General features: G+C 71.3%; 9 protein-coding genes. 3 read left to right on the top strand and 6 right to left on the bottom strand.

Translation table 11 applies throughout. The features are described 5' to 3' along the window. The first annotated feature begins 102 nt into the window (after positions 1–102). Positions 103–1,128 (top strand): RDD family protein, encoded by a 1,026-nt coding sequence (locus FEF34_RS23455; protein WP_171053058.1) that lies wholly within the window; start codon positions 103–105, stop codon positions 1,126–1,128. A 101-nt stretch (positions 1,129–1,229) separates the two neighbouring features. Here the strand turns inward: FEF34_RS23455 and FEF34_RS23450 are convergent, their stop codons facing one another. Both FEF34_RS23450 and ahcY read right to left on the bottom strand, forming a co-directional pair. Then, entirely contained in the window at positions 1,230–1,844 is a 615-nt protein-coding gene (locus FEF34_RS23450) for a hypothetical protein (RefSeq protein ID WP_138054906.1), read from the bottom strand. Positions 1,845–1,979: 135 nt separating this feature from the next. Beyond that, a complete protein-coding gene (gene ahcY, locus FEF34_RS23445) occupies positions 1,980–3,437 on the bottom strand; it encodes an adenosylhomocysteinase (protein WP_138054905.1) in 1,458 nt (485 codons plus the stop codon). A gap of 488 nt (positions 3,438–3,925) precedes the next feature. Here ahcY and FEF34_RS23435 point away from each other — a divergent pair, with 488 nt between their 5' ends. Next, positions 3,926–6,070 carry a fructose-specific PTS transporter subunit EIIC gene (locus tag FEF34_RS23435; protein WP_138057677.1) on the top strand — a complete coding sequence of 715 codons (2,145 nt, stop codon included), beginning with the start codon at positions 3,926–3,928 and terminating at the stop codon, positions 6,068–6,070. Positions 6,071–6,397: 327 nt separating this feature from the next. Then, positions 6,398–7,621: an IS30 family transposase gene (locus FEF34_RS23430; RefSeq protein ID WP_138051393.1), complete on the top strand. Its 1,224-nt coding sequence runs from the start codon at positions 6,398–6,400 to the stop codon at positions 7,619–7,621. Between the two features lie 78 nt (positions 7,622–7,699). On the opposite strand, the gene FEF34_RS23425 is transcribed toward FEF34_RS23430, so the two are convergent. The 4 genes from FEF34_RS23425 to FEF34_RS23410 form a co-directional block, all read right to left on the bottom strand. Then, positions 7,700–8,677, bottom strand: coding sequence for a cation diffusion facilitator family transporter (locus FEF34_RS23425; RefSeq protein ID WP_138054904.1), 978 nt, complete (start codon positions 8,675–8,677; stop codon positions 7,700–7,702). A 117-nt stretch (positions 8,678–8,794) separates the two neighbouring features. Next, a complete protein-coding gene (gene manA / locus FEF34_RS23420; protein ID WP_138054903.1) occupies positions 8,795–9,946 on the bottom strand; it encodes a mannose-6-phosphate isomerase, class I in 1,152 nt (383 codons plus the stop codon). 318 nt (positions 9,947–10,264) lie between these two features. Further along, the gene (locus tag FEF34_RS23415) at positions 10,265–11,398 is read right to left on the bottom strand and encodes an SIS domain-containing protein (protein ID WP_138054902.1); all 1,134 of its coding nucleotides are present in this window, start codon (positions 11,396–11,398) and stop codon (positions 10,265–10,267) included. 52 nt (positions 11,399–11,450) lie between these two features. Beyond that, positions 11,451–11,633, bottom strand: a complete 183-nt coding sequence (locus FEF34_RS23410; RefSeq protein ID WP_138054901.1) for a Trm112 family protein — start codon at positions 11,631–11,633, stop codon at positions 11,451–11,453. Between the last annotated feature and the right edge of the window lie 282 nt (positions 11,634–11,915).

Raw genomic sequence — 11,915 nt, 5'->3', positions numbered from 1 at the left:
TCGTACTGCTGCGGCGTGCTTGCGGGTCAGCTTGGCAGACTTGCGTACTGAAGGGTCGCGAAGGTCGGGGAACGTATCGAGGCAGTGGAGAGGGTGGGCGCCGTGAGCGGGGTTGTGACCGGGGATGCCGTCGTACTGGGGCTTCGTCCGGCAAGGCTGCCGAGCCGCGCGCTGGCGCTGGTGATCGATCTGGCCCTCGTGTGGGCCGCGTACCTCCTGATATCCGTGGGACTCGCGATGGCCACGGCTTCGCTGGACGAGGCAGCGGGGACGGCGGTGTCCATCGCGTCCTTCGTCCTCGTGCTCGTCGGTGCGCCGATCGCTGTTGAGACGCTCAGTCACGGGCGTTCTCTGGGCAAGCTCGCCTGCGGGCTGCGGGTGGTCCGCGACGACGGGGGCCCGATTCGGTTCCGGCACGCGCTGGTGCGCGGGGCGATCGGGGTCGTGGAGATCCTGATGACCTTCGGAGCCGTCGCCTGCATCGCCTCTCTGGTGTCGGCACGCGGGCGGCGTGTCGGCGATGTGTTCGCCGGGACCCTGGTCGTCCGGGAGCGGGTGCCCGCCGCACGGTCCGTGTACGTGCCTCCGCCGCCGCCCTGGCTTCTCGGGCGGTTCACGGAGCTCGACCTGTCCGGTGTGCCGGACGATCTGTGGCTTGCGGTACGCCAGTACCTGACGCGGATGAACCAGCTGGATCCGGACGTGGGCCGGTCGTTGGCCGAGCGGCTCGCCGTCGATCTGGCCGCGTGCACCGGGACGCCGGTGCCGGCCGGCGTGCCGGCGGGCGCGTTCCTGGCGGCTGTGGTGAACGAGCGGCAGACCCGGGACACACGACGGGCGCATGCGGCGGCGGCCAGGAACCCCGTGGTGCCGGTGAACCCTTCGGCCCCGCATCCGCTCCGTGCCGCCGCGGGGCCGCACCCGGCCTGGCCGGTGCCGACGGCCCACGGGCACGCGGCGGCTGCCGACTCCGCCCCCGCTTCCGCCGGTTTCGTGCTGCCGGGCGCAGCTTCTGCTGCCGGCCCCGCTCCCGCCGCGGCGTCGTCCCCCGGGCCCGCCGGGGGAGGCAGCGGCGGTGAGGGAACGGGGCCGGCCCGGGCGGCGACGGGGTTCGCGCCGCCCGCTTGAGGGGCGGCTCGGGAGGACCGGCTGCGGAGTGAGGACGCTCCCGGGACGGCCGGTTCAGGGCCACGCTTTCAGAGCGCAGTTCCGCTCGGGGCTCGGACTGCTCACGGAAACACGGAGGGTGGGGTCTCCAGGTCCTCGAGCTCGATGCCGGGCGCGGCGAGGACCACGTCGCCCGCGATGTGGACCGTGTGCTGTTCACCGGTGTCCAGGGCGCTGACCTGGTATTCGTCGACAGTCAGAAGGCCGTTGTCAGTGGTGTGCGCTTCACTCTTCACCAGGGCCCAGGACTGGTCGACGGTCAGGGGGGCGAGGACGGGCTCCGTGAAGGCGACGAGACGGACACGCGTGGCGGGGGCACCGGGTGAGAGCCGGAGCAGTCGGGCCGTCGCGACGACGAACGCGGGGGAGGTTCCGGTGAAGGCGTGGGCGCGGACATTTCCCTCGGTGGCGTGCGAGCCGGTGGGATCGGTGCGCACCCAGGTGACGCCGTCGACGGCAGCGCCGCGGACCTGCCAGCTCGCGGCGTGGAGTTCCAGCCGGATGGGGCGTCCGAGCTCGTCGAGCGCCAGATCGACGGAGCCTGCGTGTTCTCCGGAGGGGGTGGTCAGCTGGGAGACGTAACGCCAGCCCGACGGGCCGGGTGCGCAGTGGAAGTGCTCTTCACCGAGGGGGGTGCGATCGTGCGGATCATGGAGCGAATAACGGCCGCGGGGCATGGGGTTGCCTGACTTCTCCGGGGTACGGGGCAGGCCCCCGACACGGGGGTGCGGGGGCCTGCCTGGTGCGCTGGTGCCACTGTCGGCCGGAGTGCCCCCCCCCGGTCGATCGGCCGGAGGGCCTGCCGGGGTGGGTCAGTAACGGTAGTGGTCGGGCTTGAACGGGCCCTCGACCTCGACGCCGATGTACGCGGCCTGCTCGGGGCGGAGCGTCGTGAGCTTCACGCCGAGCGAGTCGAGGTGGAGGCGGGCGACCTTCTCGTCGAGGTACTTGGGCAGCACGTAGACGTCGGTCGGGTACTCCTCCGGCTTGGTGAACAGCTCGATCTGCGCCAGGGTCTGGTCCGCGAAGGAGTTGGACATCACGAAGGAGGGGTGACCGGTCGCATTGCCCAGGTTGAGCAGGCGGCCCTCGGACAACACGATGATCACCTTGCCGTCCGGGAAGGTCCAGGTGTGGACCTGCGGCTTGACCTCGTCCTTGACGATGCCCGGCACCTGGGCCAGACCGGCCATGTCGATCTCGTTGTCGAAGTGACCGATGTTCCCGACGATCGCCTGGTGCTTCATCCTGGCCATGTCCGAGGCCATGATGATGTCCTTGTTGCCGGTCGTGGTGATGAAGATGTCGGCCTGGTCGACGACCGCGTCCAGCGTCGTGACCTGGTAGCCGTCCATGGCAGCCTGCAGGGCGCAGATCGGGTCGATCTCGGTGATGATCACTCGGGCGCCCTGTCCACGCAGGGACTCGGCGCAGCCCTTGCCGACGTCGCCGTAGCCGCAGACGACCGCGACCTTGCCGCCGATCAGGACGTCGGTGGCCCGGTTGATGCCGTCGACCAGCGAGTGGCGGCAGCCGTACTTGTTGTCGAACTTCGACTTGGTGACGGCGTCGTTGACGTTGATCGCCGGGAAGAGGAGGGAGCCGTCGCGCTGCATCTCGTACAGGCGGTGGACGCCGGTCGTGGTCTCCTCGGTGACGCCGCGGATCTCCGAGGCCAGCCGCGTCCACTTCTGCGGGTTGTCCGCGAGGGTGCGGTTCAGCAGACGGAGGATGTGGCCGTACTCCTGGCTGTCAGCGGTGGACGGGTCCGGGGCCTCGCCGGCCTTCTCGAACTCGACGCCCTTGTGGACGAGGAGGGTGGCGTCACCGCCGTCGTCGAGGATCATGTTCGGACCGCCGGTGGGCGAGTCCGGCCAGGTCAGGGCCTGCTCCGTGCACCACCAGTACTCCTCCAGAGTCTCACCCTTCCAGGCGAAGACCGGGACGCCCCGGGGGTTGTCCGTGGTGCCGTCCGGGCCGACGGCGATGGCTGCGGCGGCGTGGTCCTGGGTGGAGAAGATGTTGCAGGACGCCCAGCGCACCTCGGCGCCGAGCGCGACCAGGGTCTCGATCAGGACGGCGGTCTGCACTGTCATGTGCAGGGAGCCGGTGATCCGCGCACCGGCAAGCGGCTGCGACTCCGCGTACTCCTTGCGGATCGCCATCAGACCGGGCATCTCGTGCTCGGCGAGGGTGATCTCCTTGCGGCCGAAATCGGCGAGGGAAAGGTCGGCGACCTTGAAGTCCTGACCGGTGGCGACAGTCGTCATTGCGAGCTGCTCCTCAGAAGGGTCGAGGGTGTTCGGGCGGGATGGCTCTGCGGTCGCTACGGCGAAAACGGACACGCGCACAAGCACACACGGGTGCCGCACGTGCGTGTCCGGACGCCGTGGGACGTCCGCAGCGCAGTCCGTCGGAGGCCCTCTCTCCCTCGGCCGGTCCACTCGGGACCGCCCGACCGCCATCAGCAGCGACGTCTGGCTCTGGTCACGAATCTACACCGATCGCCGTTGCGGCCCACAGCCCGCCCATGCCCGGTTTCCGGCCGAATCCCGGGGTGCGCGGCCATACGGAGGCGCGTGTTCCAAGACTTTTGGTCCCGCGGTCATGTGGTGCACGATGCTCGTCGCGGATCGGGAAGCCCACGCGATCCGCACCCCCAGCGTGAGGAGATCTCGTGACCAGTCCGGGGAACAAGCAGCCGAGGACGAGGCTGCTCGCCGTGACCGCCTGCCCCACAGGCATCGCCCACACCTATATGGCCGCGGAGAAGCTCGCGAAGGCCGCGGAGGCCCTCGACGTCGAGATGAAGGTGGAGACGCAGGGATCCATCGGGGCCGAGAACGCACTCACTGACAACGATGTCAGCAATGCGGACGGGATCATCATCGCAGCCGACAAGGACGTGGACCTCAGCCGCTTCACCGGCAAGCGCGTGCTCAAGGTCGGCGTGGCCGAGGGCATCCGTCATCCCGAGAGGCTGATCGAGCGGGTGCGCAGTGCGCCGGTTCACGGGGTCCCGACTCCGGCGGCCGCCGGATCGTCCGGCAGGGGCGTAGGCCCCGACAGCGGTGACCGTGGCAGCGGCGGCAAGGAGCGGAGCGCCGTCTACAAGGCGCTGATGAACGGCGTCTCGTACATGATCCCGTTCGTCGTGGTCGGCGGCCTGCTGATCGCGATCTCCCTCGCGCTGGGCGGCCATGCGACGCCGGAGGGCTACGCCATTCCGGAGGGGTCCTTCTGGGAGAGCGTGTTCAAGATCGGTGAGATCGGGTTCCGGTTGATGGTGCCGATCCTCTCCGGATACATCGCCTACGCCATCGCGGACCGGCCGGCGCTCGTACCGGGCATGATCGGTGGCTGGATCGCGAACACCGGAGCGCTGTACGGCTCCGAGGCCGGTGCCGGGTTCATCGGCGCGATCGTGACCGGCTTCCTGGCCGGATACCTGGTGCTGTGGATCAAGAAGGTCAAGGTCCCCAGGTTCGCACAGCCGATCATGCCGATCATCGTGATCCCGATCGTGGCGACGTCGGCGCTCGGCCTGTTCTTCATCTACGTCATCGGCAAGCCGATCGCCTGGGTCTTCGAGCATCTGACCGGCTGGTTGAGCGGAATGACCGGCACCAGCGCGATCCTGCTGGGCGCGGTACTCGGCCTCATGATCGCGTTCGACATGGGCGGACCGGTCAACAAGACCGCGTTCCTCTTCGGCGCCGGACTCATCGCGTCCGGCAACCAGACGGTCATGGGCATGTGCGCGGCGGCCATCCCGGTGATGCCCCTCGGACAGGGCCTCGCCACGCTGATCCGGCGCAGGCTCTACTCGGAGCAGGAGCGCGAGACCGGGATGGCGGCGCTGTTCATGGGCTTCTTCGGTATTTCGGAGGGGGCGATCCCGTTCGCGGCGGCGCGGCCCGCCCAGGTCATCCCCGCGAACATGCTCGGGGGCGCCGTCGCCGGTGCCCTGGCCGGGCTCGCGGGCGTGGAGGACGCCGTGCCGCACGGCGGGCCGATCGTCGCGGTACTGGGTGCGACAGGAGGCGTGCCCATGTTCTTCCTTGCGATCGTCGCCGGCACGGTCGTGACGGCGCTGACCACGAATGCGCTGATCGGCGTCAAGGAGCGGGGAGCCGAAGCGGGGGGCGGCGCGAACGTCCGCGTCCCGGCACAGGCCGGCGCGCCGGCGGGCGCGCGGGTTACGGAGGGAGCGGCGGGCGCGGTGCCGGCGCTCGCCGGGACACCGGCCGGTGGAACGCGCACCGAAGGGACATCGGAAGAAGGGGATCCGAAGCGAGGGACGCGCGCTGTTGGTGCGGCGGAGGCTGCCGGTGCGGACGCCGAGGACCCCGGCGCCTGCAGCGGAACCGCAACCGACGCTGCGGATGCGGCGGACCCGGCGGACGCGGCGGACGCCGAATCGGAGTCCGGGTCCCGACCTGGCACCGAGGTGTTGTCCGGCTATCTGACCGCCCGGACCGTGAAGGTCAGGCTCGAGGCCACGGACAAGGACGCCGCCATCCGCGAGATGGCCGCGATGCTCGCGACGACGGGCCGAGTCACGGACGTCGAAGGGCTGGTACGGGCCGCGCTCGCCCGAGAGGACCAGGGCACGACGGGTCTCGGCGAGGAGATCGCCGTCCCGCACGCGAAGACCGACGTGGTCACCGCACCGGTCGTCGGCTTCGCGCGCTCGCCCGAGGGCGTGGAGTGGGGATCGCCCGACGGCACGAAGGCTCGGCTGATCTTCATGATCACGGTTCCGGAGGCGGCCGCGGGCGACGAGCACCTGCGGATCCTGTCACTGCTGTCGCGCAAGCTGACGGACGCGGAATTCCGTGAGCGGCTTCTCGCGGCCCCGGACGAACCGGCCGTGCTCCGGCTGCTCACGGACATCGCGTAACGCGAGCCCGGGCGCGGGCTCGGGCGGCAGCTCGGACTCCACTGCCGGCTCGGACCCCACTGCCGACTCGGACTCGGGCGCCAGCTCGGACCCCACTGCCGACTCGGGCTCGGGCTCGGGCGGCAGCTCGGGCTCGGCACCGGTGCCGGCTCCGGGGTCGTGCGACGACGAGCCTGGAGATCTGCCGGTCACCGCCGAAGGAGCCCCCGACGACGCACTGCGGGGACAGCCCGACCGCGGTCCTCCGAACAAGCCGGCGGGCCCGGTACCACGCGGGTCGTGCTTAGGTTCTAGTGGTCGTCGCAACACCCCAGCTCAAGGGGTGCGATGGACTTCGAGATCCGCAAGGTGCGGACCGCGCAGGGGCCTGTGAAGCTGCGCCGGGAGCGGGAGGCATACTCCCGGCTCGTGCAGCAGGGATACAGCAACACGGAAGCCTGCCGGATCGTCGGTGTTGACCGGCGAACCGGCAACAAGTGGCGTAACGGCCGCAGCGCCGACCGTCGGCAGAAGGCGGCACCACCGATTTCCGCGGTGGCGCCGCCTTCCGGCACGTCCAGGTACCTGCGCGAGGAGGAGCGGATCCACATCGCCGACCGGTTGCGGGAGAAGGCCACGGTGCGGGCGATCGCCGCGGAGCTGGGCCGCAGCCCGTCCACGGTCAGCCGGGAGATCCGCCGCAACCGAACGGACGGCGCACGCGGCCGGTGGCACTACCGCCCTCACGCAGCCCAGGCCCGCGCCGATGCACGCCGGCCCCGCCCCAAGAGCCGCAAGATCAGCGAGAACCCCGAGCTTCGGGCCGCTGTCCAGGCAATGCTGGACGAGAAGTGGAGCCCGGAGCAGATATGCCACGCTCTGCGGGCACAGTTCCCCGACCGGCCGGAGATGCACGTGGTCCACGAGACCGTCTACCAGGCCCTCTACGTCCAGGGCAGAGGCCAGCTGCGGCGCGAGCTCGCAGGCGCCCTGCGCTCCGGGCGGGCCCGCCGCAGGCCGCAGAGGCAGGCGAACTGCCGCCAGCCGCGTTTCACCACCCCGATGGTCATGATCAGCGAACGGCCCGCTGAGATCGAGGACCGGGCCGTGCCCGGTCACTGGGAGGGCGACCTGATCATCGGCAAGGACGGCAAGTCCGCGATCGGCACCCTGGTCGAACGCGCCACCCGCTACGTCATGCTCCTGCACCTGCCCGGCGACCACGGCGCCGAGAGCGTCCTGACCTCCCTGACATCCACCGTCCAGACCCTGCCCGCCCACCTGAAGCGGTCCCTGACCTGGGACCAGGGCAGTGAGATGGCCCGGCACGGCGAGTTCACCCTCGCCACCGACATCCCGGTCTACTTCTGCGACCCCGCCAGCCCCTGGCAGCGCGGCTCGAACGAGAACACCAACGGCCTGCTGCGGCAGTACTTCCCCAAGGGCACCGACCTGTCGGTCCACACCCCCGCGCACCTGGCCGCCGTCGCCGACCAGCTCAACCGCCGCCCACGCAAAACACTCGGCTGGGAAACCCCAGCCGAGCGCCTGCATAAACTGCTCACGGCCTGATCAACACAACCACGTGTTGCGACGACCGCTAGAAACCGCCGTGGTACCGGGCCCTTCCGTCGATCGGCGGAGGCGTCGTCAGTGAGCCGGCTCCGGGCCGGGGCCCCCGGGGGACTTGGCCGGGTCCGCGCCCGCGGCAGCGGCCTCCTCGCTGTAGATGTCGGGCTCCAGGTAGATGACGCGCGCGATCGGGACCGCGGTGCGGATGCGGTCCTCGGCGGCGTTGATCGCCACGGCCACCTGCTCCGCCGTGTTGTCGTGCCGGACCGCGATCTTGGCGGCCACCAGCAGTTCCTCGGGGCCGATGTGCAGCGTGCGCATGTGGATGATGCCGGTCACCGTTGCGCCGTCGACCGTCGCCGCCTTGATCTTCTCGACATCCTCGATGCCGGCCGCCTCACCGAGCAGCAGGGACTTCGTCTCGGCCGCGAGCACCAGCGCGATCAGGATGAGGAGGACACCGATGCAGAGGGTCCCGATGCCGTCCCAGACGCCGTTACCGGTGATCAGGGCGAGGCCCACGCCGCAGAGGGCCAGGACCAGACCGACGAGCGCGCCGAGGTCCTCGAGGAGCACGACCGGGAGCTCCGGGGCCTTGGCATGGCGGACGAACTCCTTCCAGGAGCGCTTGCCCCGCAGGACGTTGGACTCCTTGATGGCCGTCCGGAAGGAGAAGGTCTCCGCGATGATCGCGAAGACGAGCACGCCGATCGGCCAGTACCAGTCCTTGATGGCGTGCGGGTGCACGATCTTCTCGTAGCCCTCGTAGATCGCGAACATGCCGCCGACCGAGAAGAGCACGATCGAGACGAGGAAGGCGTAGATGTAGCGCTCGCGACCGTAGCCGAAGGGGTGCTCCGGGGTGGCCGCTCGCTTGGCCTTCTTGCCGCCGAGGAGCAGCAGGCCCTGGTTTCCTGAGTCGGCGACGGAGTGGACGCTCTCCGCCAGCATCGACGAGGAGCCACTGAAGAGGAACGCCACGAACTTGGCTACTGCGATCGCGAGGTTCGCGGCGAGGGCCGCGACGATCGCCTTGGTTCCGCCTGACGCGCTCATGAGTGCGTGGTGTCCCTTCGTTCCTGGGTTCCGGAGTTCCTGCGTCCCTGGGGTTTTCGGGTTGGAGCTCCCGCGTTACGGCGGGACATTGTTGCAGCAGCCCAGGCGGACGCCGAGTCAGACCGCCACAGTGGCCCGGAAGACCGTTCCCGTACCGGACAGTTCGGCCTTTTCGCCCGCCGGGACGAACACCGACTCCCCTGCGGCGAGGGTGAGTTCCCCGACCTTCGGCCGGCCCGCCGTCGCCAGCAGGATCTGCGGGGTGGCCAGGGTGAGGTCCACGGGAGCCGCGCCCTCCGGCCGGACGAAGCGGGAGAGCCGGAACTCGTCGATCGGAGTGTCGTACAGCTCCTCGCCGGAGGGCGATGCCTCGGGCCGCAGGACGCCGGGGTCGCCCGCCTCGAAACGCACGACGCGCAGCAGTTCGGGGACGTCGACGTGCTTGGGGGTCAGCCCGCAGCGCAGCACGTTGTCGGAGTTCGCCATGATCTCCACGGCGAGTCCGCCCAGGTAGGCGTGCGGGACACCGGCTCCGAGGAACAGCGCCTCTCCGGGCTGCAGCCGTACGTGGTTGAGGAGCATGGCCGCGATGACGCCCGGGTCGCCGGGGAAGTGGTGCGCGATGGCGGCGAAGGGGGCGTACGGCGCACCGAGGCGCTCCGCGGCCGCCGCGGCCTCGGCGACGGTGTGGGCCATCTCCTCCGGGTCGGCGGAGAGCACGGCGGTCAGGACCTCGCGCAGCGCGGCTTCCTCGGGATGGGCGTGGAGGAGGTCCACGTACGGCTTGAGGGAGTCGACGTCGAGACCGGCGATGAAGTCGGCCGCCTCGACGGGCGGACGGAAGCCGCACAGGCCGTCGAACGGGGTGAGCGCGCAGACCAGCTCGGGCTTGTGGTTGTCGTCCTTGTAGTTGCGGTGGGGTGCGTCGAGGGGGATGCCGGCCTTCTCCTCGGCGGCGAAGCCCTCCCGCGCCTGCGCGCGGTCCGGGTGGACCTGCAGGGACAGGGGCGCGCCGGCGGCGAGCAGCTTGAGCAGGAAGGGAAGCCGGGGGCCGAAGGCGTCGAGTGCGGGGCGGCCGAGCTCGCGCAGCGGATCGGCGTCGATGATGTCGTGCAAGGAGCCGCGGCCCGTCTGCGACGGGGCACCGGGGTGGGCACCCATCCACATCTCCGCCTGTGGCTCACCGGTCGGGGCGACGCCGAGAAGTTCCGGGATGAGCGTGGTGGATCCCCAGGCGTAGGGGCGCACGGTGTTGGAGAGGCGATCCATGAGGGGTGATCCTCGACTCGGTACGTGGCGGATGCGTGGCTGGTGCGTGTCTGCAGTGTGACCGGTGCGGTGTGCGTCCGGGCGGGCCCGGGTCCGGGGTACCGGGCCGCCGGGGCCGGGGTACCGGGCCGCCGGGGCCGGGGTACCGGGCCGCCGGGGCCGGGGTACCGGGCCCTTGTCGGAACGTCGGGTCGGGTGGCGGAAACCGGCGGAAACGCCGGGCGCCGGGCCGCCGTGTCCGTGAGCGCACCGTCGGGTCCGCGGGGCCGGTCGATCCGGTGCCGGCACCTTCGGTCCGGGTGCCGGGCCGGTGCGAGGTCAGGAGTGGCCGTTGCTCGCGAGGGCCAGATACCCGGCGGCGAAGTCCGTCACGGCGAGCAACTCCGCCAGGGTCTCCAACGCGCTGCCTTCCTCCGGCTCCAGTTCGCTGATGGCGGTGTCGTGGCTGAGCGCGAGCTCGCGCGCGGCCGGGGCCGCGGTGAAGCCGTTGTCCAGGCTGTCCCGCAGGAGCAGGACCCTTGCCCTGACGGCCTGCGGTTCCTCGACGCGGTCACGGAAGAAGTCGTCCGGGTCCGCTCCGGCCGCGTAGTCGCCCGCGAGGAGCATGCCGTGGGCCGGTAGCGCCTCGGGCAGCTCCGCGGCGATGGCGGGCCGGCCGGCGAGCTCGGCCAGTACGGCGGCGAACCGGCGGCCGACCGGCCCAGCCGCGCCCTCCGTCCAGATCAGCGGGAGCGTGTCCGCGAGCTCGGCCGCCAGGGTCTTGGCGGGGTTGCTGTACGTGGCGATCGCGGGGCCGCAGCGTTCGGCGATGCGGTCGAGGCGGTCGGCGACGCCCTGCATCACCTCGGGGTCGGCGGAGATCAGGCCGACCCGGTCGAGGAGTGCGAGGAGCGGGATGAACAGGGCCCAGAAGGCGCCGGGGCTCGCCGCGCTCCGGGTCTCCTCGTACAGCTCGTACGGCGCCGTCGCCATCGGTACGACGAGGCCGTGGACGCCGTCGACGGCCTCGGACAGCGGGGAGCGCTGCGGGGCGACGGCGACGACGGTGCAGCCGCGCCGGTACGCCTGCTCGGCGAGCAGGGCGAGTCCCGGCTCACTGCCGTCGGTCGTGGCGATGAGCAGGAGGTCAACGGAGCCGGCCCAGCCCGGGAGCCCCCAGCGCAGGGCGCCGGCCGCCGGGGCGACGCCGGTGGGGTGGAGACGGGTGACCGGGGCGGTGGGTCCGGCCAGCTCGGCGAGGAGGTCGGCGACGCCCGTCGCCGCGGTGCCGGAGCCCGCGATCAGGACGGCCCGCGGGCGGCCCTCCGGGGTCAGCTCGGCGATGCCCGCCTCGGCGGCGTGCCGGGCTGCGGTACGTACACGCGCCCCCGCCTCCGCGGCGCCGCGGAGCAGACCGCGGCGGTCGGCGCGGGCGAGGGCTTCCGGGGCGTCGAGGAGTGACTCGTCGAGCATGGGGGTGTGCCTCCGATTCGCCGAACAGCCGGACAGGTGAGGGGCTCGACGCTCACGCGGGGCGGCGGGCCTCGTCCACGAGCAGTACGGGGATGCCGTCCCGGACGGGGTACGCCAGGCCGCAGTCCTTGCCGGTGCAGATCAGCTCGGGGGTTTCGGCGGCCGTCGCGTCGTCGAGCGGAGCGTGGCAGGCCGGACAGGCGAGGATCTCCAGAAGGCCGGCTTCGAGCGGCATGTGGATCGTCCTTTCGAACATGCGGATTGGGCCACGTCAGCCTACCGCCGGGGGGCGGCCGGCGCGGCTCGGCGTGCGGGTAGGGCGGGCGGGGCGGGCACGCCTGCTCGCGCGGTGCGGCTGCGGTCCCGACGTGCTCCGCGGTCCGCGGCGGTGGGCCGGGGCGCGACGGGTCGGAATCGAGGGCGACCGGGTCCCGGTCAGCCGAGACCGACCGGGACGACGGGTCCCCACCGAGCCCCACCGAGCCCCACCGACCGAGTGCGACCGGGACGAAGGGAA

The sequence above is a fragment of the Streptomyces marianii genome (genome assembly GCF_005795905.1).
GTDB lineage: Bacteria > Actinomycetota > Actinomycetes > Streptomycetales > Streptomycetaceae > Streptomyces > Streptomyces marianii.
The sequence above is the reverse complement of the archived record's forward strand: the minus strand, read 5'-3'. Positions and strand labels throughout refer to the sequence as shown.